The sequence below is a fragment of the Chamaesiphon minutus PCC 6605 genome (assembly GCF_000317145.1).
GTDB classification, from domain to species: Bacteria; Cyanobacteriota; Cyanobacteriia; order Cyanobacteriales; family Chamaesiphonaceae; genus Chamaesiphon; species Chamaesiphon minutus.
The window spans coordinates 208,803-230,778 of record NC_019697.1 but is presented as its reverse complement, the minus strand read 5'-3'; the positions used below and the strand labels follow the sequence as shown (position 1 = coordinate 230,778).

The 21,976-nt window shown below is 44.3% G+C and carries 21 protein-coding genes; 8 read left to right on the top strand and 13 right to left on the bottom strand.

Annotated features, from left to right (window positions below; all coding sequences use genetic code 11):
- Nucleotides 1–304 precede the first annotated feature (304 nt).
- Nucleotides 305–1,495, bottom strand: coding sequence for a 7,8-didemethyl-8-hydroxy-5-deazariboflavin synthase subunit CofH (cofH, locus tag CHA6605_RS01120; protein WP_051038633.1), 1,191 nt, complete (start codon nucleotides 1,493–1,495; stop codon nucleotides 305–307).
- Here cofH and CHA6605_RS01115 point away from each other — a divergent pair.
- The 3 genes from CHA6605_RS01115 (at nucleotide 1,458) to CHA6605_RS01105 (ending at nucleotide 3,278) form a co-directional block, all read left to right on the top strand.
- Complete coding sequence (locus CHA6605_RS01115; RefSeq protein ID WP_157259701.1) at nucleotides 1,458–1,934, top strand: Imm32 family immunity protein; 477 nt, start codon at nucleotides 1,458–1,460, stop codon at nucleotides 1,932–1,934. The two genes, cofH and CHA6605_RS01115, sit on opposite strands and share 38 nt — an antisense overlap.
- Before the next feature lie 74 nt (nucleotides 1,935–2,008).
- Nucleotides 2,009–2,638, top strand: coding sequence for a Uma2 family endonuclease (locus CHA6605_RS01110; RefSeq protein ID WP_015157708.1), 630 nt, complete (start codon nucleotides 2,009–2,011; stop codon nucleotides 2,636–2,638).
- A 73-nt stretch (nucleotides 2,639–2,711) separates the two neighbouring features.
- The gene (locus tag CHA6605_RS01105; protein WP_015157707.1) at nucleotides 2,712–3,278 is read left to right on the top strand and encodes a hypothetical protein; all 567 of its coding nucleotides are present in this window, start codon (nucleotides 2,712–2,714) and stop codon (nucleotides 3,276–3,278) included.
- On the opposite strand, the gene CHA6605_RS01100 is transcribed toward CHA6605_RS01105, so the two are convergent.
- From CHA6605_RS01100 to CHA6605_RS01085, 4 genes are all read right to left on the bottom strand, one after another.
- Nucleotides 3,279–3,611, bottom strand: coding sequence for a DUF5615 family PIN-like protein (locus CHA6605_RS01100; protein WP_015157706.1), 333 nt, complete (start codon nucleotides 3,609–3,611; stop codon nucleotides 3,279–3,281).
- 4 nt (nucleotides 3,612–3,615) lie between these two features.
- The gene (locus tag CHA6605_RS01095; protein WP_015157705.1) at nucleotides 3,616–3,942 is read right to left on the bottom strand and encodes a DUF433 domain-containing protein; all 327 of its coding nucleotides are present in this window, start codon (nucleotides 3,940–3,942) and stop codon (nucleotides 3,616–3,618) included.
- Between the two features lie 117 nt (nucleotides 3,943–4,059).
- Nucleotides 4,060–4,278 carry a type II toxin-antitoxin system HicB family antitoxin gene (locus CHA6605_RS01090; RefSeq protein WP_015157704.1) on the bottom strand — a complete coding sequence of 73 codons (219 nt, stop codon included), beginning with the start codon at nucleotides 4,276–4,278 and terminating at the stop codon, nucleotides 4,060–4,062.
- A 76-nt stretch (nucleotides 4,279–4,354) separates the two neighbouring features.
- On the bottom strand, nucleotides 4,355–4,678 hold the full coding sequence (locus CHA6605_RS01085; protein ID WP_015157703.1) for a DUF433 domain-containing protein: 324 nt from the start codon (nucleotides 4,676–4,678) through the stop codon (nucleotides 4,355–4,357).
- Between the two features lie 48 nt (nucleotides 4,679–4,726).
- On the opposite strand from CHA6605_RS01085, the gene CHA6605_RS01080 reads away from it, so the two are divergent.
- Nucleotides 4,727–7,309: a M1 family metallopeptidase gene (locus tag CHA6605_RS01080; protein ID WP_015157702.1), complete on the top strand. Its 2,583-nt coding sequence runs from the start codon at nucleotides 4,727–4,729 to the stop codon at nucleotides 7,307–7,309.
- A gap of 52 nt (nucleotides 7,310–7,361) precedes the next feature.
- Here CHA6605_RS01080 and CHA6605_RS01075 read toward each other — a convergent pair whose 3' ends face one another.
- The 8 genes from CHA6605_RS01075 to CHA6605_RS01040 all read right to left on the bottom strand — a co-directional run bounded on the left by CHA6605_RS01075 (nucleotide 7,362) and on the right by CHA6605_RS01040 (nucleotide 17,500).
- Nucleotides 7,362–7,916 (bottom strand): hypothetical protein, encoded by a 555-nt coding sequence (locus CHA6605_RS01075; RefSeq protein ID WP_015157701.1) that lies wholly within the window; start codon nucleotides 7,914–7,916, stop codon nucleotides 7,362–7,364.
- Between the two features lie 48 nt (nucleotides 7,917–7,964).
- Nucleotides 7,965–8,162, bottom strand: a complete 198-nt coding sequence (locus CHA6605_RS01070) for a DUF104 domain-containing protein (RefSeq protein ID WP_015157700.1) — start codon at nucleotides 8,160–8,162, stop codon at nucleotides 7,965–7,967.
- A gap of 436 nt (nucleotides 8,163–8,598) precedes the next feature.
- Nucleotides 8,599–9,021 carry a type II toxin-antitoxin system VapC family toxin gene (locus CHA6605_RS01065; protein ID WP_015157699.1) on the bottom strand — a complete coding sequence of 141 codons (423 nt, stop codon included), beginning with the start codon at nucleotides 9,019–9,021 and terminating at the stop codon, nucleotides 8,599–8,601.
- A complete protein-coding gene (locus tag CHA6605_RS01060) occupies nucleotides 9,018–9,257 on the bottom strand; it encodes a hypothetical protein (RefSeq protein ID WP_015157698.1) in 240 nt (79 codons plus the stop codon). The genes CHA6605_RS01065 and CHA6605_RS01060 overlap by 4 nt, the downstream gene beginning before the upstream one ends.
- A gap of 215 nt (nucleotides 9,258–9,472) precedes the next feature.
- Entirely contained in the window at nucleotides 9,473–11,233 is a 1,761-nt protein-coding gene (locus tag CHA6605_RS31125; RefSeq protein ID WP_015157697.1) for a pentapeptide repeat-containing protein, read from the bottom strand.
- Between the two features lie 61 nt (nucleotides 11,234–11,294).
- Entirely contained in the window at nucleotides 11,295–16,262 is a 4,968-nt protein-coding gene (locus CHA6605_RS01050; RefSeq protein WP_015157696.1) for a DUF4132 domain-containing protein, read from the bottom strand.
- 165 nt (nucleotides 16,263–16,427) lie between these two features.
- Nucleotides 16,428–16,850: a hypothetical protein gene (locus tag CHA6605_RS01045; RefSeq protein ID WP_015157695.1), complete on the bottom strand. Its 423-nt coding sequence runs from the start codon at nucleotides 16,848–16,850 to the stop codon at nucleotides 16,428–16,430.
- Nucleotides 16,851–16,978: 128 nt separating this feature from the next.
- On the bottom strand, nucleotides 16,979–17,500 hold the full coding sequence (locus tag CHA6605_RS01040; RefSeq protein ID WP_015157694.1) for a GNAT family N-acetyltransferase: 522 nt from the start codon (nucleotides 17,498–17,500) through the stop codon (nucleotides 16,979–16,981).
- A gap of 284 nt (nucleotides 17,501–17,784) precedes the next feature.
- On the opposite strand from CHA6605_RS01040, the gene recJ reads away from it, so the two are divergent.
- Genes recJ through CHA6605_RS01020 form a run of 4 tightly spaced genes read left to right on the top strand, consistent with a single transcriptional unit; the run spans nucleotide 17,785 to nucleotide 21,923 of the window.
- Nucleotides 17,785–20,151, top strand: coding sequence for a single-stranded-DNA-specific exonuclease RecJ (gene recJ / locus CHA6605_RS01035; protein ID WP_015157693.1), 2,367 nt, complete (start codon nucleotides 17,785–17,787; stop codon nucleotides 20,149–20,151).
- Between the two features lie 16 nt (nucleotides 20,152–20,167).
- Entirely contained in the window at nucleotides 20,168–20,707 is a 540-nt protein-coding gene (locus CHA6605_RS01030) for a macro domain-containing protein (RefSeq protein ID WP_015157692.1), read from the top strand.
- Between the two features lie 14 nt (nucleotides 20,708–20,721).
- On the top strand, nucleotides 20,722–21,288 hold the full coding sequence (locus CHA6605_RS01025; RefSeq protein WP_041547411.1) for a helix-turn-helix domain-containing protein: 567 nt from the start codon (nucleotides 20,722–20,724) through the stop codon (nucleotides 21,286–21,288).
- Nucleotides 21,228–21,923, top strand: coding sequence for a transposase (locus tag CHA6605_RS01020; RefSeq protein WP_198288354.1), 696 nt, complete (start codon nucleotides 21,228–21,230; stop codon nucleotides 21,921–21,923). Before CHA6605_RS01025 ends, CHA6605_RS01020 begins: the two co-directional genes overlap by 61 nt.
- Nucleotides 21,924–21,976 lie beyond the last annotated feature (53 nt).

The window sequence follows — 21,976 nt, the reverse complement described above, 5'->3', positions numbered from 1 at the left end:
TCTTAGCGGTTTTCACTCTTGCAGGCTATTCAAGAAAAGGCATTTTTACTTCAAAGATTACTGGTGCGGGGGGAACCCGGGTCTGGGGGGCGACATCCCCCCAGACCCCCCGTTGGGTGACGGTTGCGTCCCCCAAACCCCCTCCAAAATGATTGATTGGTGCAAAAGGGGATGGCTAAGGCGGGTTCTTTCGGATTTCAGCCCCAAACTAAACAACACCATTATTTAACAATTTCGACGGTGCTGATTTTAGGTATGATTTTCTGTTTTTAGATTTCTTTCTCCCCGCTCCCTGCTCCCATCTCTAGCTTTTCATCCCCGAATCCAGCAACGCCACGATTTCATACAAAGTACTACGTTGGCGATAATTTCGATCGATCTCTCGAATCGCACCTTGCAGATCGTCCACGGATAAAGACGTCCCCCCCTTAGCTCCCGCCATCGTGGTAATGTGCTCCTCCATCAACGTTCCCCCCAAATCGTTGCATCCCCACATCAGAGCAGTTTTCGCGCCTTCTAGACCTAATTTGACCCAACTGGGTTGATGATTGGGAATGTAGTTGCCCAAGAAAATTCGAGCGACGGCAGTTAGTAACAAATTGTCAGCTAAAATCGGTTGATCGCGTCCGACACGACTGCGGAGCGGCGCGGGTGCGGATTCGCCAACGAAGGGGAGAATAATAAATTCACTAATGCGGGCTGGATATTTCGATCGAATCGCCTGTTTTTGGATCTGTTTTAACTGCTCTAAATGAGCGATTTGCTGGCTGGGTGTTTCGATATGTCCGGCTAACATGGTACTAGTGGTCGGCATCCCCAATCGATGCGCGGTAGTGACGATTTCAATCCACGTCGCACTATCAATCTTTTCAGGACAAATCACCCGCCGTACCGCATCATCTAGTACTTCCGCCGCCGTCCCTGGCATCGAACCGACGCCAGCTTGTTGGAGGGCAATGATGACATCCGCATAACTCAATCCATCTTGGCGCGCGATAAATTCGACTTCCTGCGGCGAAAAAGCATGGAGATGGAGCTGGGGAAAACTGGTTTTGATGGCGGTGACTAACTCTACATAATAAGTCAACGATCGACCATCAATTTTCGCGCCTGGGTGCAATCCACCTTGCATACAAATTTCTGTCGCCGATAGTTCTACTGCGGCGGCGGCTTTTGCTAAAATCTGCTCGGTACTCAGCCAGAAAGCTCCGTCTGTCCCTTCATCGCGGCGAAAGGCACAAAAACTACAGTGCTGCTCGCAAATATTGGTGAAGTTGATATTGCGGTTAATTACATAGGTGACGGTATCGCCAACTTGGATTTGACGTAACCTATCGGCTGTAAGTCTAATTCGCTCGATAATATCTGGATGGGTTTGAGTTAGCAGCAAAAGTGCGTCTACAGTGGAGATATCATCGCCTTGCATGGCTCGATCGAGAATGGAATCGATCGTGTTAATGTCTGAAGCAGTTGGTGAAGTGGCGATTTCAGACATAGCAATGATACCCAGAATAGAAAACGAACGAGATCGGCTGTCGATCGCTATTGTATATAGTGAATCCGATTATGGGAATGCCGACATATCCGGAACGCCTGAAAGTTTACGGCAAGTTTGCCAATTTATGATTGACTTTGTTGAGTCCGATCGAGTTGAAGCTACTATAGCTACATTAAATGTCGATCCAGTCCCATACGATCGCTGCTTGCAGTTTCTGTCAATCCGCCGTGAGGTTGGAGCGGTAAAAGTATCGGCAATCGATGACAAATTAGAGATCGTAGGTAATGGTGACAGACTTACAACTTTTGCAGATTGGTTTAACTTTCCTGACGATACCGCTAATGGATATCATTGTCACCATGAGCCTTGGGATGGAAATGAGGAGTGGGTTCATCCACAATCTCTGCCATTAGTAATTGGTGTTGGCTCTAGATAGTCTCCCAAGGCTTAATTAATGGTATAAAGTTGCAAGTATAATATTTACAGCGACCATTTACCTTGGAAGCAATTATGACAGCAACACTCATCCAAAGTCCCGATCGGGTAGTTTTAAAGAATATCAGTTGGCAATCGTATCAGTCTCTAATCGTTGACTTTGAACGAGAACCTGCGATGAGACTGACTTACGATCGTGGCACACTCGAAATTCGTATGCCGCTCGCGCCACATGAAACCTATAAAAAAATTCTCGGTCGCCTCATCGAAGCGGCAACAGAAGAACTCAATCTAGAAATTCGCAGCCTGGGTTCGCTAACTTGTAGTCGAGAAGATCTCGCCAAAGGACTCGAACCAGACCAGTGTTATTACATCCAAAATGAGGCAATAGTTCGAGGTGTCGCACAAATCGATCTGGCAAAACTACCGCCACCAGATTTGGCCGTAGAAATCGATATTACCAGTAGTTCTCTCGATCGATTTTCAATTTATGCCGCCCTCAAAGTTACAGAAATTTGGCGATATGATGGGCAAATTTTGACTATTTATGAGTTAGTAGAGAATGAGTATGTCATCCGAGATAGTAGCCTTGCTTTACCACGATTGCAGACGGCAGACATTTTACGATTTCTCAGTTTATCAACATCGATCGGGAAGAATAATCTGGTAAAGCAGTTTCGCCAATCGTTGAAAACTATTACATGACCTCAATTTTTTTTGTTATTTACCAGCAAATTTATTTCTCTAGATTGTCTATTATTACTGATAGTAATTCTTTATGTTAAATTATGAACGATTCTTGACTAGTTATCCAACACCAGTAGATTTTGACAACTTACCTTTGACTCCTGGTGTAGATTCTGGATGTATCGACATAGATGATGAAAGCTCTGGAGGGATTCGTTACAAATTAACGACCGACAAGTTAACTGGTCTCGTTATGCCTCAAGAAGAATCGGAAAGAATGACAGGTATGGAATCTGATGGATCTTTTCAAACACCTAATGGAATTAGATATAAAGTATTCAACAGGATCGAGATAGACGGGACAGAATATATCCAATATATTCAACCTGATGGTAGAGAGGCTATTCCCGGAGAGGCTATAAAACTACCAAATGGTGAAGTCTATCGAGGTAAAAATAATAATATTTTGTATCAACAAGAGCCAATGTTATCAGAGATTTCCATAGGTTTTTATCAGGGTGAGAACAATAATTGGGATGGGCAAGAGATAAGCTTATCAGAAGAGACTATGGACGTTGAACGGCCTGGGCAGGTAGAATTAAAATTTATTGGCATAGATGAAATGGATTTTAATTTTGGATTTGATAGTGATATGTAATTATAGACGATTAACTCTAATCAGTCGATTGGTTAATATCTCATCATTTATAGCTCGATCGATCCTATTTGCCAAAGCTTCCCAATTGCGATCGTCGGAACATACAATAATGCCCGCATGATGGGGCCGAATCTTGTGTAGTTGAATAAAGTCATTCCGATTTAGAGTAATAACACTTCTATTTTCTTCAGTTGCAAAATCTAAAACGTCTGGATCGTGAATTTTTTGTCCGGCTTTGCCTGCTGCTTGCACTGTTAAAACATCATGCCCTAATAAACGTAAAAATTCTACTACTGGAAAAGGGAATTGTTCGTCAGCATATAAGCGTGCCATACAATTAAGCTATCTCGTTTTCCTGAATGGCTAGCACAATCTCATCAGGATGAGCTTTAGCATAATTCCACGCATTTACTAGATCGATCGCGTTGAGCTGTGGATAACTTTGCAGTAAATCGCCATCGCTATAACCGATCTCTTTGGCATTGACTAGCCCCCAGACAGTAATTCTAGTATTAACAATTCTAGCATTTCCGCCACAGATTCCTGGAGTTTTTTCAACTCCAGTTCTAATAGAACCTAAGCTTTGAGCCAATAATTGAATGGCTTGTTCTTTTTCAGATGAGGTCAATGCTAGTAATTGAGACTCTAATTCTTTGAGTGTCATATACGTTTTTAAAAACTAGAGATCGTTCATCGATCGCTTATAGAGCCAGTCTAATCTCTTCAGAATGTGCGTCTGCTTACTCCCAGGCAGTGTCTAAATTGCAGCAAGTCTCGATCGCTAATTACTCAAGGCTTTCATCTTTTCGATCGAGTCTGCCACATCTGGTAACTTTTGACCATATTTTTCGGCTGTTTCCATCCACAAATCGGTCACAATTTTCAACTCGTTGAGAACTTCATCTAAGGTTTCTCCTTGTGCCAAACAGCCTTTCAGTGCTGAAACTTCGGCAACATATCCACCTTCTTCACAAGGATAAATTACAATTGGATATTGCATTAGTCTTCTTCCTCTTCTATTTCTATATATGCTGACTCGATTAATTGGATTACAAGTATACGTTTTTAAAAACCAATTACTCATCGATCGCTAGTAAAGCCAGTCTAATCTCTTCAGGATGTGCGTCTGCATACTCCCAGGCGGTGTCTAAATCGCTCTGAGTAAGCTGCGGATACATTTTCAGCAAGTCTCGATCGCTACAGCCGAGATCCTGGGCGTTGACTAGCTCCCAGATGGCAATTTTGGTATTGGCGATGCAGGCTTCAACACTGCTAATTTCTGGAGGTGGGGCGATTTCTGGCTGGGTGCTGGCTAAACTTTGAGTCAATAACTCGATCGCGCGGTGTTTTTCGGCGGGAGTCAGGGCTAACAATTGGGATTCTAAGTCTTTGAGCGTCATAATTTAAGATATAGCCTTAGATATCCAAACAGGATTATAGAATCTATTATGCCCTACAGCCATCTTGATGAGAATAACGGACACAAATCCTTTCAGTTACCTGGCTCGCGCCCTCATTATAATCCCGATCGACCCGGACAAGTCGAGCATATCAGCTTGGATTTGGTGCTGGACATTCCCAATCGCAGTTTTACTGGTACTTGTGCGATTCGGCTCAATCCGGTGCGGAATGCGATCGAATCATTGACGCTCGATGCGGTGGATCTGAAGATCGATCGGGTGGAAATTGACGGTACCGATTGCGCGTTTAATTATGATGGGGAATTATTACATATTCCTGTCAAGGTCGATGTTATCGCTGGCAAAATCTTAGATTTAATTATTTATTATGGTGTAGAAAACCCACAGCGTGGGATGTATTTCATTCAGCCTGACGAACATTATCCCGACAAACCTACGCAGGTATGGACACAGGGCGAAGATGAAGATTCGCGGTTTTGGTTCCCCTGTTTCGATTATCCTGGACAACTGGCTACTTCGGCAATTCGGGTGCAGGTACCGAAAGATTTTATGGCAATTTCTAATGGTGAATTAGTCGAGCAGACCATGTTCGGTGAAGACCGAGTTTATCAGTGGATGCAGAAGGAAATCCATCCAACATATTTGATGACGTTGGCGGTAGGCAGGTTCTCAGAGATTGCCGATAGTTGGAATGGCAAACCAGTTACTTATTATGTCGAAAAAGGACTGGAAGAATCGGCGAAGCTGAGTATGGGGAAAACGCCTCAGATGATTGAGTTCTTTAGTGAGAAGTTTGGTTATCCCTATCCTTTCCCTAAATACGCTCAAGTTTGCGTTGCTGATTTCATCTTTGGCGGGATGGAAAATACTTCGACAACATTATTAATGGATCGTTGTTTGCTAGACAAACGCGCATCTTTAGATAACTTTAATACCGAGAGTTTAGTAGCTCACGAACTGGCGCACCAATGGTTCGGCGATTTGGTAGTCATTAAGCACTGGTCGCACGCTTGGATTAAAGAAGGAATGGCTTCTTATTGTGAGGTGTTATGGACAGAATATGAGTATGACAAAGATGAAGCCGCGTATTATTTACTTGGTGAAGCGCGTAATTATTTAAGTGAAGATAGCAGCCGTTATCGGCGTCCGATCGTCACTAATATCTATCGAGAAGCGATCGAATTATACGACCGACATCTGTATGAAAAAGGTGCTTGTGTCTATCACATGATTCGGGCAGAATTAGGCGACGAGTTATTCGATCGATTCGTCCATACTTTCGTGCGCGATAACGCCCACAAAACTGTCGAAACGATCGATGTCTTACGCGCGATCGATAAAGCTACCGGACGAAATTTAGCCTTCTTATTCGATCAATATGTCTATCGCGGCGGACATCCAGATTATAAGGTGGCTTACAGTTGGGATGGCGATAGTAAGTTAGCCAAGCTGACAGTTACTCAAACCCAAGCTAAAGAGGGCGTGCATACGCTCACAAATGATTTATTCGATCTGAAAATCCCGATTGGCTTTGGTTATGTCAAAGATGGTGTCGCCGATGTCAAAGTCACCAAAATTCGCGTCTACGAAAAAGAACAAGTTCTCTATTTTCCGCTTGAAACTAAACCCGATTTCATCAGCTTCGACGTGGGTAATAACTATTTAAAAACCGTCACCCTCGAATACCCGCTTCCAGAACTCAAAGCACAGCTTAAGTCAGATCTCGACCCGATTTCGCGGATCTACGCTACAGAAGCGATCGCCAAAAAAGGCAACCTCGAAGCCGTCAATGCTTTAACTGAATGTCTCGCCACTGAAAAATTCTGGGCTGTCCGACTCGAAGCCGCGCAACAATTAGCGACGATTAAACTCGATCTCGCCGTCACTAATCTAGTTGCCGCAATTGGTGATGAAGATGCCTTCGTCCGCCGCGCGATCGTCGATGAATTGGGTAACATTAAAACGCCCGAAACCTACGCCGCAATTAAACAGCTCGTCGAAGCTGGCGATGCTAGCTACTACGTTGAAGCCGCCGCCTGTCGCGCTCTCGGTGGGATGACTACCGCCAGCCTCAAAGACAAGCAGGAAGAAGCAATTAACCTGCTCACCGAAGTACTCAATACTCGCTCTGGCTGGAATGAAGTCGTCCGTGCTGGTGCGATCGGTGGTTTGAGCAAAATGACCGATTCTGAAACCGCCCTTAAAACCATCCTAGAATACGTCAAACCGGGCGTACCTCAACCACTCCGTTTACCCTCAATTCGTGCCCTGGGAGCGATTTCTCAAGGTCAATCAGAGCTAAATCTGAATACTATTGTCGAGAAGTTATCCGAACTCTCCCGCGAGTCATTTTTCCTGACTCAAGTCGCCGTCGTTGGTGGTTTGAGCCAGATGGAAACCGTCAAAGCGATCGGGGTATTACAAAGTTTAGCCGCTCACAGTCCCGACGGACGCGTCAAACGCATGGCTGATGAAGGGGTACAAAAAGTTCAGAAGAAAATCGGTACGGATGGAGCGGTGAAACAATTACGCGAGGAGTTAGAAGAAGTCAAAAAAACTAATCAAGAATTAAAAGGTCGCCTGGAAAATCTAGAAGCTAAGAGCAAATAGTTAACAATATCGGCACTACTAGATTCTTGACTTTTTGAAAAAGTCAGGAATCTCACTCTGTCGTAAGTAGATCGGCTCTTTCGGCTTGATTATCTCTAAAGTTTCGCTTTGAGGCCGCATCTCTGCGGGCTTTTAATTCTTTTGCCCACCGATGATTGTCTGAATCAAAGCGAATTGTAGATTCTGAGAGAAAACCACCTTGGCGAATCATTACTCCATTGTAAGGACAATCATCATAGCCGCAATCATGTTTTGAATAATTTCCAAAATTGCGATGTTTAATTTTTTTATCTTTGAGAATTTTTTCTTGATTAATGCGAACATTTTGCCACAGTTGGTGTTCGTCAGCAACAGTCAATGTTTGGCCTAAAGTAGATACTTGAATGTATATATATGGATCTTTAAGTTGTAAAAATTCAAATGTTTTCAGAAACTTTTCGTGTGCTAAGTTTCTCACCGCAATTTTCTGTACCAAGTCTAGCTTGTCATTTTCGAGAATCGATCGATACAAGCCTAATGTATTAAAATCCGTGTATTTTTGATGATATTCAATAACCTGAAGATACTCTACAAAAGTTAATTGATTGAACTTAACTCCGATTTTCACGATCGTTATCTTCCTGGATTCGGATACTAAACTAAGATGATTTCATCTCTAGAGTAATTGGGCATAGATGTCATCCTCATCGTTATCCCAAACGGTCGGTAGTGAGGTTTGGCTAGCTTTGAGCCAGAAATCGCTCTCGTCATCAGGTAAGATCGTTACGAGTATTCTCGTTCCTTCAGGAATAGCGATCGGTTCTGACAGTTCGACTTTGCCCTGAGAAAAGGTCGCCCAAACTGTTTTTGGCATAGGTTAAATCCCACAATACAAGTCTAAAGTCTTACTGTCAGTATAACTCAGCGGGAATAGCCTTCCGATCGAGCGTCGAATCGATCTAGATAATTTTTTTAGTTGAGGCGGTAGTTAAGATGGCTCTAGCTGCATATTTGGATAGTTAAGCGATTACCTGCGGTAGATCCCACATTCCGCTAGTCCAAGCGATCGAAAAATAATTAAAACGAAGCCATTGGATCGTAGCAACTATATTCTCAATAAGCTAAGACTATTGAGAATATGCTTTCGATCGCCATCAAGAGGCTAAATCGCTAGAAAGCATGATATGACAGGATTGTGGATCTTATTATTTTTTAGCCGATCGAACTAGCGGAATGTGGGGTAGATCGAAAACCAACGGATTTGTGAATGGCCGAGCAAATTGGGGTCGTGAGTAAAACTCGATCGATCTCTAGACAGACCAATCTTCGATCGATAAACCTGGAACTTGAATAAAATCTTTATAATTGCGAGTTAGGAGTGTTGCTTTTTGAGAAAGTGCGATACTAGCTATTTTAAGATCTTGGCTGCCAATCCGAATTTTTTGTTTTCTGAACTGCTGAAAATAATCGGCGGCAACTCGGTCTAATCTTAGTAAGTTTAGATTATAAAAATCTTGAAAGCTGTCGAAAAGATAATCGTAAGCCATACTGAATCTTTCTGGTTGATTAGCAATTTTGCTAATGACAGCCAGCCGACCGCGCAATTGTTCTTCAATTGTGACGATCGTGACAAAAATGTCTGCTGGGGGAATCGAGCTAATCTTTGCTCTAACAACGGGATGATTGCGTTTTAGTAAGGTGAGATGGTCGGTATCGAGAATATAACGATTCATGCGGCAGAGCTTTCTGCTTGTGAATCCACTTCTTGCCGATAACGCTCGATCTCTGCAATATAGTCGTCAAAGAATGGATCGTCCGATAGGCTACCTGCAATAGCCAGCCACGGATTCTCTATTGGCTCTTCTGGTTGTGGCTGAGTTTGGTTTGAGAGACGGCTAATCAGTTGAATTTGGGATTCCCGATCGAGTTGTTGAGCTTGGCTGAGAATCCGCTCTAGTTCTGGACTCATGATAATCTATGAGGTACTACTCTAATTATACCTAGAGATTTGCATACTAGCCCAGACATCGAGCCTTATCGAATCGAGATAAATTTTCCAGTTGAGGCAGTAATCGAGATTGCTCTAGCTGGATATTTGGATAGTGAAGCAATCGGATTTGTAGATTGCAAGCCAAATCGGGGTCGTGAGTAAAACTCGATCGATTTCAGCTAATCATCAAATAGTTAAGTCCATGTTACTCCTGTCTGAATGCCAATCCAGTCATGATTTTTAGTTTTTCCCAACAAGTAAATATCTACATTACACCCTCCAATAAAGTAAACACGAACGTCATCTAAATTATCAATCACTAGTGTTGCAAATGATTCACGCCGATCCACTTCATTATCTTCTACATCTGTTCTCTGAAATAAGTACTCGCCACCCCTAATATCTTTTACCCCAAAATGCTTAGTTGACAAAAGTAAATTCTGAAGCATGTCATCACGGTTTTCTGCTAATGACCATATAATTTGCTCGGTTGCTTCGCTGTCAGGTAAAAGCTTATTTGCTTCAGGTAATACTCGATCGAGTATAGAAATCAATTTCTGATTCTCTGGTTTTACTGCACCTCGATCGTTTACATAAAACTTCTCATCTGTGTTAATTTCTATTTGTAATACTGACATTACCTGAGTTGTAACTCCCAACCAATCCCCATCGAGCGTTCGACCAATGACAATACATGGTCTTGCATAAGAAACATCTCCAATTGATTCAGTTTCAAGTTGCCATAGTTCAATATCTGTCAATTGTTCTTCAATAGCACTAAGTAGAAATTGGTAGGCTTTTGTTAGCTTGTCCGTATCAGGAGAAATACGTTGTAGATTATCAATACTAGTAGGTATTAGATATGCAATCGCCCGAAGTAGCTTCTCTAGTGTGAATTTACCTTTGTCGATCGTATTCCAAATAAATATTTCATAAGGATCGTCTTTCTCCGATCTACAAGTTAATTCTTCTGTCACGTCACGAATTTCATTTAGTAGATGTGTGTCAGGATGATTTAGAGGAATTATAGAAGTTGATAATATGGATGGAGGTACGTTAATCGTACCTACAAGATTGGCATTGAAAAACGAAGTGCCATTGAATTGAATATTCTGGAAATTAGCAGAGCTAAAGTTAGTTTTACATAGTTGAGCATTTGTTAAGTTAACATCTGTGAGATTGGTATTAGTAAGATTTGCTTGTGCAAGGTTTGCGCTGGATAGATTTGCTCCAGTCAAATTGGCTCCAGACAAGTTTGCGAATAGTAAATTAGCTTTACATAGATTTGTGTCACTCAAATCTGTATTTTGAAGGTTTACACTTCGCAAATCTGTATTACTCAAATCGATACTATGTAAATTATCAACCCCTTGATTGCTAATTCTCCAGATTAGAGCATCTTTTTCGGGAAGTAAGCTCGGATCGATCTGAACTTGTAACCAACAAACACCATCAAATTTTGCATCGGTTAAATTAGCACCAGTTAAGTCAGATCCCTGAAGATTAGCACCAGTTAGATCTGCTCCTGTCAAGTTAGCATTTCGTAAACTGACTTTATTAAGCCAAGCACGTTTCAGATCCGTATTGCTTAAATTAGCTCCAGTTAAGTTAGTACCACCTAGTCTAATATTGAATAAACTAGCTCCTTCTAGATTAGCTTCTTCTAAGTTTGCCGTTCCCAAATTCAGGCTTGACATATTAACACCTCGAAGATTGGCTTGATTGAGATTAGCTCTCGCAATATTAATCCACTTCAGATCTGCATTTTCTAGGTTTACTCTACTTAAATTAGCAACCTCCAAATTCGCTGATGTAAGTTTCGTGTTACTGAGATTAGAGTTGCTTAAATCAGCACAGGGCATTTGAAGGTAACAGAGATCTAAACCAGATAGATTTAAACCCGTAAAGTTTTTTCTACCTTTTGAGTATCGCTGCCGAAGTTCATCACGATCCATAATCAAACCTCACTAAAAATACTGAAATCGAAAGAGCTATTTCTATACCAGCTTACATATCCTACTTATTCAAAATCTGCTCTAAAATTGTCGGATCTTGAATTTCCTTATCCTTCGCCAACAGTAACACCTTCGACATGATTTCTGCCGTCTTCGGATCGTCATCGACGAAGGGTAAGAATAACCGTCCGCGATGTTGGGAACTGACGGGGAGAATGCAGAGCGCACCGCCTGGTTGACGATGGACGATCGCACTGCCCAGATGTACCGAATAGGTGCCGATTTCGCCGTTAATGAGGGCGTGAGAACCTTGGATTTGGACGTTATTTAGTTTCATTAGCCGACAGGTTTCGCGGAGGATGCTCGATCGCATTTCCACGGTTGAGGCACTGGCTTCAGGATCTACTCCGCCGATGTGGGCGACGCTGACGACGAGATCGAGATCGCGCATGACTTCGCTGAAGATGCGGGGTGGGATATCAGCCAGGGGCAGGGGTTTCCACTCGTCGCGTTTGTAGAAGTTGAGTCGATCGATCGTCAAGCCTTCGACTTCGAGGGGGGTGTAGTAGCCATTGGCAAAGGAGACGAGGGCGATTAAGCCTTCTTGGTGGAAGGTACGGCGCAAGCCTTCGTCAGGGGAGGAGATCCAGCCGCGCTGTCCGAATAGGGCGATCGCTTGACGGGGGTTGACTTGATGCCCTTCGTAGCGTTTGGAACCCGTCTTAGTTTGTTCGGCGGTAGTTGCGACATAAAGTTCGCGGAAGACTTGTTTGAAGGGCTGTTGGCGTTCGCTGGTAAAACATTCTTGCTGCCAGAGATGCCATTCTTTGGTGACTAGGAGGTCGTGGGGATGGGCGATGCGGAATTTTTCGGCAGTAATTTTGACTTTGCCGTTGGGCGAGACTAGTTCGGTGCCGTTGGGTTCGAGGTAGCCGATCTCGTTACCAGCAGTGGCGATGAGTACTAGCTGGCGCAGCATCGGTGCGAGGACGGGGTGCTGGGCGAGCTGTTGGAGTTCTTGCTTGGTGAAGGCATCGCCGCGCTCCATTGCCTGTTCGAGGGACAGTCTCATGCGGGAAGCTTGTTTGACGATCGATTGTTTGCGATCGACTAATGCCTCTATGTCGGGGTTTTTCTTCAGTTTGGCGGGGATGGCTTTGAGAGTTTTTCCGGCTTTGGTAATGGTAATTTCGGGGGTGCCTGTGGTGGTAATGCTCAAGGAGACGGTAGTATCTTCGATCGAAACTACTTGCGCTCGATCGACCAGATCGGCAATGGCGGCGGCTTCCATCGCCCATTGCAGTCGTTGCGGATCGGCGAATCCGGCGGTGCGAGCGAGGTTTTCCATGCCGATTTCGACGGCGAGTTTTTCGCTGGCGCGGCGTTGGGAGCCGAATTTTTTGCTAGTGCGGAGGAATTCTTGAAAGGTTTGATAGCGTTTCAGGATGTCGGGTTCGCGGTTTTTGCCAGTATCGAGGGGGCATAATCCGAGGGCGCGAACGGAATCTTGGTGGCGTTTTTTAACGATTCGATCGAGTAATTCTTTCCTGTCGATCTGTCCTAACATGGCACTAGCAAACTGTTTGGCGCGTTGATGCCCGCTACCGTTGGAGGCATATTGAGCGGCTTTATCCAACTGTTGCCAGCGTTCTGCGCCTAAGGTAGCATAAACCCGCCCAAACCATTCCACATCCACGGCTCCATCGACGAGACTAGCTGCCGAAAGCGGAGTCCGTTCGGCAATCTGCGCTACCCAGATTTCCCGCACATCCTGTTCTACCGACCAATTATTATCTTTAGTGTGGGCGTGAATCCACCAGACTCCTTCGGCAAAGCAAGGAAGATCGATCGCCTGTTGGATATAATTCACCCATTGGGGCGCAAAGAAGGCAAATTGAATCAGCTTCTCTTCACTAATTTTCGCGGCTCTGACTTGGCGGGCAAATTCTACAGGCGTATCGTTACTGGCGGGGAAACTAATCCGCATCAAGTGGCTCATCACGGCGGCTTTGCTCTGGTTGCCGTAAGTATAGCCACGCACGAAGGTGGCATTATCTAAATTCTGTAATAGTTTAACGATCGTCGGAATACCCTCGATCGATCTCAATGCCAGTGCTGCATTTGTCGCCGCCGTGGGTAAATCTCCCCGTTGGCATTCAATTTCGAGAATGCGATCGCGACATAAATTTGCAGCTTCGATCGCAATATTCATTTTTGGATCTAAATCCGATAATTTCCGCCGAGTGAGCCTTTGCAGAGCAAAAAAATCATTTCTAGAGTAGGTTATGTTAACAGGCATCTGTTGTAATTCTTTCTCGAATCTTTCGCTCCATGCTGATGAAGAATCACTCAATAAATAATAGGTAACATCTGCAATATTAGCCAAGCCAAAATGATAAGCAGTCACCACATTCTCAAGACAGATTGCTCTATCTCGACAGATAAAATACCAAATACTATTGTCGAGCCAAGTAGCAATTTGCCACCACCGCCGAAAATGTCTCTCGCTAACATCGCTCCATCGTCGTGCGAAGCTATTGACTTGTCCGATGAAGGCTACAAAATATCTTGTGCCAGTCACCAGATGAGATATCGAGCGTTGTAATTCGAGTGGGTCTACAGCCGTCAACACCATTGTGAGTAGATTTAAAGAAAAATCGATTGCGTTTGGCTGAGGGTGAAGATATAACAACCAACTAACAATATTATTTACTAATGCTGGATAGCGCAAATCTCGATCTATCTTACCAAATGATGTCTTGAAAATGCTGCGAAGCTGATTGTATGGGGACTCAATATTATTATCCAAATCTTCATTTTCTTCAGTTCTTATGCAATACTCCACATCTGTTTTATAGCGAGGTGAGATCGCCCGAATTAGTTCTAAACCATCTTCATCTTTAGATCGATCGCTGTGATACCAGTTTTCCCACACATCTGCTAAGGGCAGCCGCGCCAAATTTTCGGTTGGAGATAGATCTTTTTGAAACCAAGGAAATTTCCAAGTTACGTTACCAAGTAATTCTTCTTCAATTTCGCCTTGATAATTTGTGATTTGAATCGGGGTTTGACGATGTTGATGGATTAATTCGTCGATCGCGATTAAAGTACTTTTAGCCGCCGCCGTATTTATTTCGACGGGATTGGTGCAAGTTAATGGTTCCGGTACGTATAAATTGGCAAGATTGACTAAACCCAACGCATCCCGCAAGCTTGCAGGTTGCGACTCGCGTGCGAAAATCCGCTCCAGTAGTTGAGTCTCTGCGGTGGTAAGTTTATCGCCCCGCGTAGATCGATAGGTTTGCGCGATCGATTGACATTCAGCTACCAATCGATTTCCCTTGATTAATTCTGCCACTAATTCCAAGCCAGCTTGTCGCTGTAACTTATCCTTAGCTGCTAATAGGATTTGAGCAGAATCGATCGCATCTTCATCCGCTTGCTTGAGTAATAAACCGAGGATTCCTTGGCGTAAATCGCTAGATTTACGAGTGAGTAAACCGATTAAATGTGCAGTTTCAGATTTGGCAATCTGACATTTTTTGAGTATTTCTAAAACCTGTTGGCGCACATAGCTACTAGCATCGCCAGTCAGGTTAAATAATGTATTGCGAATTTCCTCATCCCACGGCTGAATCTTCGCCAGATCGGTGGCGATAGTTGCCCGTTGATAGGATTCAGCAGCAGATAGATAGGGAATCATCAACTTGGGCGATCGATCGCCCAACCAGCGATACAAAGTATGGAAGATCGTTTCTTGGGCGACAGTCAGCTTCATCCACTCCCAAACCAGTGGGGGTAATTGCTTGGATTTAACCGCCCAACGGGGGAAAATAGCCACGAGTCGATCGAATATATCTGGCGCGGCAGTCACGAATTCTGGAGTGGGATAGCTAATCGCCTGGATTGCCAACGAAGCTACTCGATCGTCAGCATCTTCGATCGCACTTAAGATTACCAATCGGGCTGTATGTAGATCGAGTTGCTTGAGACAGTGAATCGCTACTAACCGATGGCTGGCTTCATGGTGCTGAAGGAGGGTTTTGGCAACTTCGATCGCTTGGAGTGCATCTGTAAACGCGATCGACCAGAGAGCCAAATATACCGTCTGTGCGTCATCGCTGGCGAGGGCGGCTTGTTGCTGTTGGGCATCGGTGAGAAACTCCAAAACTTGCGCGATAATTGCCCGCGCTTGCTTCTCCTGCAATACGTCCAAATCGAACCCAAACCAGACATCCACCGCTCTTAATGTCGCTGCAAACCGAATCAAATTTTCATCCAAAATCAGCTTTAACATCCGCTGATAGGCGATCGGATGTGCCTCATCTACGCTCTCCAAAATCGTCTGGCGCAGCCCTTCTTGACGCTGGGCGGCAACTAAGAGCTTTTCGACAAATTCCCACCCTTCTGGACGATTTGCGAGCAAGAGCGATCGAGTTACATGTCGCCCCATCGCGCCGATTTCATGTTCGCCCTTGGCTGAAGCGATGAGAATATCGAACACCTCTTGCCCAACTGCATCGTCAGCATTGATGGCGATGGCAAATAAATAGCCCAAAATGTCCCCATAATAGCCAAAATAGGGACACCAACTAGCCAGCCAGGGCAAATCGACATCGTAGCCCTTAACCACATCTAACAGGCGTTGAAACCACCAGTTGCGTTTCTGGCTATAGGCATCTATTGTGGGTGCGCGGAAGGAGCGGCGGTTGTAGCCCATTGGATACGTCAAATTGGCGAAGCCTTGCCAAGTGGCTTCGACGGTTGGCGCGAACTGGGGGAAAAGGATGGTAAATATTTTGAGTCGATCTTGAGGTTTTAAGTCGCCTAAAGCTTTGCTGCTAGACTCGATCGAGACAGCAGATTCATCGCGTTTGAATGGTTTGCCTTTGTCGTCATGACCGAAAATACCACACCCGATCGATCTGAGTTTGGCTGGTAGTTTTAGCAGTTGGGCGAGGCGGGTGGGTTGCCAGTCGGTGATTTGGTATTCTTTGAGGCGAGCTTGGGCGATCTCGGAGTTAAGCATAATAATGATAGTGGCGTAAGTTATGGCCTCAGTAATGACCTCAGCGGTTGAAACCGCCGCTCGGAATGCATAGTCCGCTTAGGTGGACTAGGATATTTGATTTAGTCCGCGTAGGCGGACTTCGGATCGTGAGCCGCGATTTCAATCGCAGGCATTCTCCGAAACCTACCCACCAACCAAAGGAGTCAGACGAAGAAACAGCAGCTCAGAATTGGCTGTCAGATTCACAATCGCCTTCAAATCCTCTTGCTGATTGTCGTCGATAAATACGAGGTAAAACCCATCTTTAAAGGCTTGCAGGGCATTGTCGATCGCACCCCCCACATCCACCACCCGATCGAGATCGCTACCACCGCTACCGATTTTACCCAGTGCAACTCCAGCTTCAATATCAAGTATTCCCAATACTTCGATCGATCTTCGTTCTGTTTGCCTAGCTTGAAATGCACCAACTTCCGATCGCACGATCTGTGCGAGTAATTCTGCCAATGTCAGCGACTGCTCTGGCAAAGACATCTGCCAGCTCGTAAATAGATTTTGGCTTTTGCCCAAAACTTTGCCGGATATCGTCAGGGTAGGTACAGCCATCGACACAACCTATATTTAGAACGTTTTTACTATCGCGTCTATTCTAAACTACAACATCATCCTAATCTAGCCTAGCAAGTGAGATTGTCAAGTAACACTGTAGGGCTTGCTCATCGTTTAATTTCAGGCTAAAGTACGCGATACATAATGACTCGATCGGAGATAGGCAATCCAGCTTCAACCTCTTTGAATCTAATCTGTTGAAAACCAGTTGTCAGCTCGGCTTCGCTAACAGGGCAGAACCCTAGTTTGGCATAGAAAGGGGCATTCCAAGGAATATCTCGAAAGGTGGATAAAGATACGATCCGATACCCCAGATGTGTTGCACGATCGCAAATCGCATTCACTAATGCCGAGCCAATCCCTTTGCGTCCATGTTCGGGAGCGACATCTATTTGCTGAAGATAGAGTGTTTCATCGACTTCACGAGCGATGGCATGGCCGACTACTGTTTGATGCAAATCCACAGCTACCCATACCAGTCCCAATCGAAATTGTTGCTGCACAAAGTCTAGCGGTAGTGGCTCGGCATTTACTAAAAAAGCATATCGTGTATCGAGAAACAGCACGGCTGCGGCTCGTTCGATGGGAGCGAGCAGTGGTAATTCTTCAATCCGAGCGGAGCGAATTTGATAACCCGATTCAATCATTATCGATATTGAGGAAGAGTGCAGCAGCGGTAATCTGCATGGACTATCTCGATCTAAACTAATAAATTATGAAGCAATCGAGCGAATCTTGACGGATCGCTCGATCGCTCAAAAAAAACAAGTAGTTGAGTGATTCGCCTCGATCGCGAATGTCGCTAACATTCATAGTTGAGTATAATTAATTTTGTTATTTCAATTATATTCTTTAACTCCAATGACTTATTTGGCGATTTTACTTCACAATTAATAAACCAACGCTCGATCGGCAATAATACGCATCAAAGATGGCAAACTCAATCCTAGATTGGCAATTACCACCCCAAATAGAAATTCCCCCTGAATTTATTGCAGCGATCCGGAAATGTAAACCGACGGTAAATGGTAAATACGCAGCGAAATTATTATGGCAGCGGGGGCTAAGAGAGATCGATCGGTTACCTGGATATTTGGATTGTGACAAATATCAGCCGAGTAGTCCCTTTGCCTTCGGGATGGAAATGACGGCGGCGGTAGAAAGATTGAAAAAAGCCTACATTTACGCCGAAAAGGTGGCTATTTGGGGCGATTTTGATGCGGATGGAGTAACAGCGACTAGCGTACTTTGGGATGGATTGGGGCAGTTTTTCGCGCGGGGAGAACGGCTTAGTTATTATATTCCCGATCGCATGAAGGAATCTCACGGGTTGAATGTGGCAGGGATTAAAAAATTAGCCGCACAAGGAATTACGCTAATTATTACTTGCGATACGGGTAGTACGAATATTAAAGAAGTTGAATATGCCACTAAATTAGGTGTCGATGTCATCGTCACCGATCATCATACTTTGCCTGCAAAACGTCCGCCAGTAACGGCAATTATCAATCCACGTTATTTTGAGTCCGAGCATCCATTATTTCATTTATCTGGGGTGGCGGTAGCGTATAAGTTAGTCGAGGCTTTATATGTAGCTTTGCCAGATATTCCGAAGCAACCAGTCGAGTACTTATTGGATTTAGTTGCGATCGGGTTGATTGCAGATTTGGTGCAATTGAGTGGCGATTGTCGCTATTTGGCGCAGCAAGGTATCAAGCGATTGACGCAGCAAAATCAGCCGGATATCGATGGTTTCCGTCCGGGAGTGCATAAGTTATTACAATTATGTAAGCGCAATGGCGATCGACCGACAGATATTTCGTTTGGAATTGCACCACGTATTAATGCGATTAGTCGGATACATGGCGATGCTAGTTTTGGGGTAGAGTTATTAACTAGTAAAGATGTCGATCGCTGTCACGAGCTAGCCGCCGAAACTGAACTAGCAAATACGCGCCGGAAGGAGTTGCAAAAGAATACGACGCTCAAGGTTCAGAGCAAATTGTCCGATTTGGATTTATCTACTACTTCCGTAATTGTTTTAGTAGATAGCAATTGGTCGCCTGGAGTCTTAGGTTTGGTTGCCGGACAGGTAGCTCAAGAACACGGAAAACCAACAATTTTATTGAGTACGAATAGCGACGGTGATGCGGGTAAAGAAAAGGTAAAAGTTGCGAGAGGTTCGGCGCGATCGACTCAAAATATTGACCTGTATCAATTAGTCAATTCTCAATCACATTTACTCAATAGTTTTGGCGGACATCCTTTCGCAGCGGGGATGAGTATCGATCTAGATAATATTCCGCTATTTACAGAAGCAATTAACCAACAGTTACAGGCGAAACTCGGTACCATTCCACCCCCATCGATCGCGACAGATCTGCTCGTTACTTTAGCCGATCTTCAGGTGTCGAATGGACGAGAGCTATTTGAAGATTTACTATTGCTCGAACCTTATGGTATGGGCAATCCAGTACCTAAATTATTAATTAAAAATTGTCAGTTTAAAGATATCAAAAATCGCAATATTCAAGACTTTAAAGGTAAAACAGTTCAATATATTCGGACAAAATTTGAGCTGTTCGATGCTACTAGCTCTAAAGGCTTCCCTGGTATTTGGTGGGGACATTACGAGCATGAGATTCCGCGCGTAAATTGCGACGCGATCGTCGAACTGGATTTTAACTCCTATGAGAAAAGATTTGAAATCCGCCTAGTCGAAGTCCGTCCGGCGGCGATCGATAATAAATCTCTGAATTTTAGCGATCGACAATTTAATTTAAAAGTACTCGATTTTCGTCAAGAATCGGTCGATTCAGCCGCGATCGATTCCGAGCCAATTATCTGGGTGAAGCAATGTCCCAGCGATTGGGATGAGCTACAATGCTATTGTCAACAAGCAATTCAAACAAGCAGTAAGCTAGCTCTTAATTATCAATCTACCAATCTGGCTACTAATAGCGAAATACTTCAGCAGCTACTTGGTATTGCTAAATACGCGATCCAGACTTGCGAAAGTATTAATTTATATCGATTGCGCTCTCGTCTCAACATTAGCGATCGAGCGATGCGGCTGGGTTTAGATGCGCTAGTAGAAATTGGTTTTGATGTGTCGTTAAATAACCAAACTAATTTGGTTACGATTACGTTATCTCAACTGCAAGAACGAAACGAGTTAGATCTGTATTCGTTAATTACTGTCCGAGAATTCTTCGCCGCGATCGAGGAAGAACAATTCAAGCGTAACTATTTTCTCCATGTGCCAGTTTACGCGATCGAAGCTAGTTTGAGCCATTAACGCCAATAAGATATATATGTCAACTATATTTCAATCACAATCTGGACAGATCGAACTAATATTAGGCAATATTGTAGAGCAGAATGTCGATGCAATTGTAAATGCTGCAAATACAAAACTCAAAGGAGGCGGCGGTGTTGATGGCGCAATTCATCGAGCCGCAGGCTCTACATTATTAGAAGAATGTTTAGCACTGCCAATCGATGAACGCGGACAAAGGTGTCCAACGGGAGAAGCAAGAATAACTAGTGCTGGAAATCTATCAGCTAAATATGTAATTCATACAGTGGGGCCTTTTTTCAATCAAAAGTACTATGATAAATCGGTGTCTTTATTAGAGAAAGCTTATCTCAGCTCTTTGATTTTAGCTAACGATCGCAAATGTCGATCGATTGCATTTCCGTCTATTTCTACTGGTGCATATAGATTTCCAATAGAGGCAGCAGCAAAGATTGCACTACAAACAACAATAGATTTTTTGCAGAAAGAGACAAGTATAGAACTAGTACAGAGCGGCGTAAATAGACCTATGATTGAAAGCAGCTCATCAAAATGAGAGGAACACAGAGGATGCCAAGATTATCCGCTGCCCTAATTACACTCAATGAAGTAGAACAAGCCGAACTACAACAACTACTCAAGCGCAAGAAAACGCCACAACAAATCGCACTCCGAGCCAAAATCATCGTCTTGGCAGCCCAAGGGAAAAGTCACGGTGAGATTGCTGAGACATTAGAAATTAGCAAGGATATGAGTAGATTATGGCGAAACAGATGGTTGGAGTTGAAGGATCGACAACTGCCAGCCATCGAGCGGCTGATGGATGCCGTGCGACCAGGTGCGCCAGCCACCTTCACCCTCGAACAAATCACACAACTATACGCCATCGCATGTGCCCCGCCCGAACAGTACGGCCGTCCCATCAGTCAGTGGACGAGCAGAGAATTAGCCGCCGAACTGATAAAACAGGGCATCGTCGCATCGATTAGCCAGCGACATGTGGGCAGACTCCTAGCTGAAGCCGAACTCAAACCCCACCAGAGTAGTTACTGGTTGCATCCCCCCCCGACCCAGAATTGGGGCACAAAGTTGAACACATCTGTCGTGTCTACGAACAAGCACCCCAACGTGCGCTGACAGGAGAAGTCACCCTCAGCCTGGACGAAATGACTGGGATTCAAGCACTGGAGAGAACTATGCCAAATATTCCGATGAAACCAGGACAGTGCGAACGTGTAGAGTTTGAATATACTCGACACGGAACTCAATCATTAATTGCCAGTTTCGATGTGGCAACTGGTCGAATTGCGTTGGCCAGTGTGGGCGCAACTCGAACCGAAGCTGATTTCGCCGAGCATGTCACCCGTTCCTTAGCACAATATCCCACTGCCGCAAAATACCATTTGGTCATGGATTGTCTCAATACCCATCAATCCGAGACGCTGGTTAGGCTGGTGGCCGGATTAGAGACAACTCCACAGGAGCTGGGTGTTAAAGGTCAGTCGGGGATTTTGAAGTCAATGGAGACGCGAGCGCAATTTTTAGCCGACCCAAACCATCGGCTAGTGATTCATTACACGCCCAAACATTGTTCTTGGATGAATCAGATTGAGATCTGGTTTGGGATTCTAGTACGGAAATTGTTACGACGCGGTAGCTTTACCAGTACAAATCACTTGAAAGCCCGGATCCATGAGTTTGTGGACTACTTTAACATTACGATGGCCAAACCCTTCAAATGGACTTACAAGGGTAAACCTCTAACCTCTTAGATACTTGGTTTATTTCCGCCGCTCTATACTAGTTAGATTTGTTTTGTATAAGC

Coding starts and splice junctions, on each gene's coding strand:
- CHA6605_RS01115 (WP_157259701.1), top strand. CDS start 1,458: ATGTCTGAAGCAGTTGGTGAAGTGGCGATTTCAGACATAGCAATGATA.
- cofH (WP_051038633.1), bottom strand. CDS start 1,495: ATGTCTGAAATCGCCACTTCACCAACTGCTTCAGACATTAACACGATC.
- CHA6605_RS01110 (WP_015157708.1), top strand. CDS start 2,009: ATGACAGCAACACTCATCCAAAGTCCCGATCGGGTAGTTTTAAAGAAT.
- CHA6605_RS01105 (WP_015157707.1), top strand. CDS start 2,712: ATGTTAAATTATGAACGATTCTTGACTAGTTATCCAACACCAGTAGAT.
- CHA6605_RS01100 (WP_015157706.1), bottom strand. CDS start 3,611: ATGGCACGCTTATATGCTGACGAACAATTCCCTTTTCCAGTAGTAGAA.
- CHA6605_RS01095 (WP_015157705.1), bottom strand. CDS start 3,942: ATGACACTCAAAGAATTAGAGTCTCAATTACTAGCATTGACCTCATCT.
- CHA6605_RS01090 (WP_015157704.1), bottom strand. CDS start 4,278: ATGCAATATCCAATTGTAATTTATCCTTGTGAAGAAGGTGGATATGTT.
- CHA6605_RS01085 (WP_015157703.1), bottom strand. CDS start 4,678: ATGACGCTCAAAGACTTAGAATCCCAATTGTTAGCCCTGACTCCCGCC.
- CHA6605_RS01080 (WP_015157702.1), top strand. CDS start 4,727: ATGCCCTACAGCCATCTTGATGAGAATAACGGACACAAATCCTTTCAG.
- CHA6605_RS01070 (WP_015157700.1), bottom strand. CDS start 8,162: ATGCCAAAAACAGTTTGGGCGACCTTTTCTCAGGGCAAAGTCGAACTG.
- CHA6605_RS01065 (WP_015157699.1), bottom strand. CDS start 9,021: ATGAATCGTTATATTCTCGATACCGACCATCTCACCTTACTAAAACGC.
- CHA6605_RS01060 (WP_015157698.1), bottom strand. CDS start 9,257: ATGAGTCCAGAACTAGAGCGGATTCTCAGCCAAGCTCAACAACTCGAT.
- CHA6605_RS31125 (WP_015157697.1), bottom strand. CDS start 11,233: ATGGATCGTGATGAACTTCGGCAGCGATACTCAAAAGGTAGAAAAAAC.
- CHA6605_RS01050 (WP_015157696.1), bottom strand. CDS start 16,262: ATGCTTAACTCCGAGATCGCCCAAGCTCGCCTCAAAGAATACCAAATC.
- CHA6605_RS01045 (WP_015157695.1), bottom strand. CDS start 16,850: ATGGCTGTACCTACCCTGACGATATCCGGCAAAGTTTTGGGCAAAAGC.
- CHA6605_RS01040 (WP_015157694.1), bottom strand. CDS start 17,500: ATGATTGAATCGGGTTATCAAATTCGCTCCGCTCGGATTGAAGAATTA.
- recJ (WP_015157693.1), top strand. CDS start 17,785: ATGGCAAACTCAATCCTAGATTGGCAATTACCACCCCAAATAGAAATT.
- CHA6605_RS01030 (WP_015157692.1), top strand. CDS start 20,168: ATGTCAACTATATTTCAATCACAATCTGGACAGATCGAACTAATATTA.
- CHA6605_RS01025 (WP_041547411.1), top strand. CDS start 20,722: ATGCCAAGATTATCCGCTGCCCTAATTACACTCAATGAAGTAGAACAA.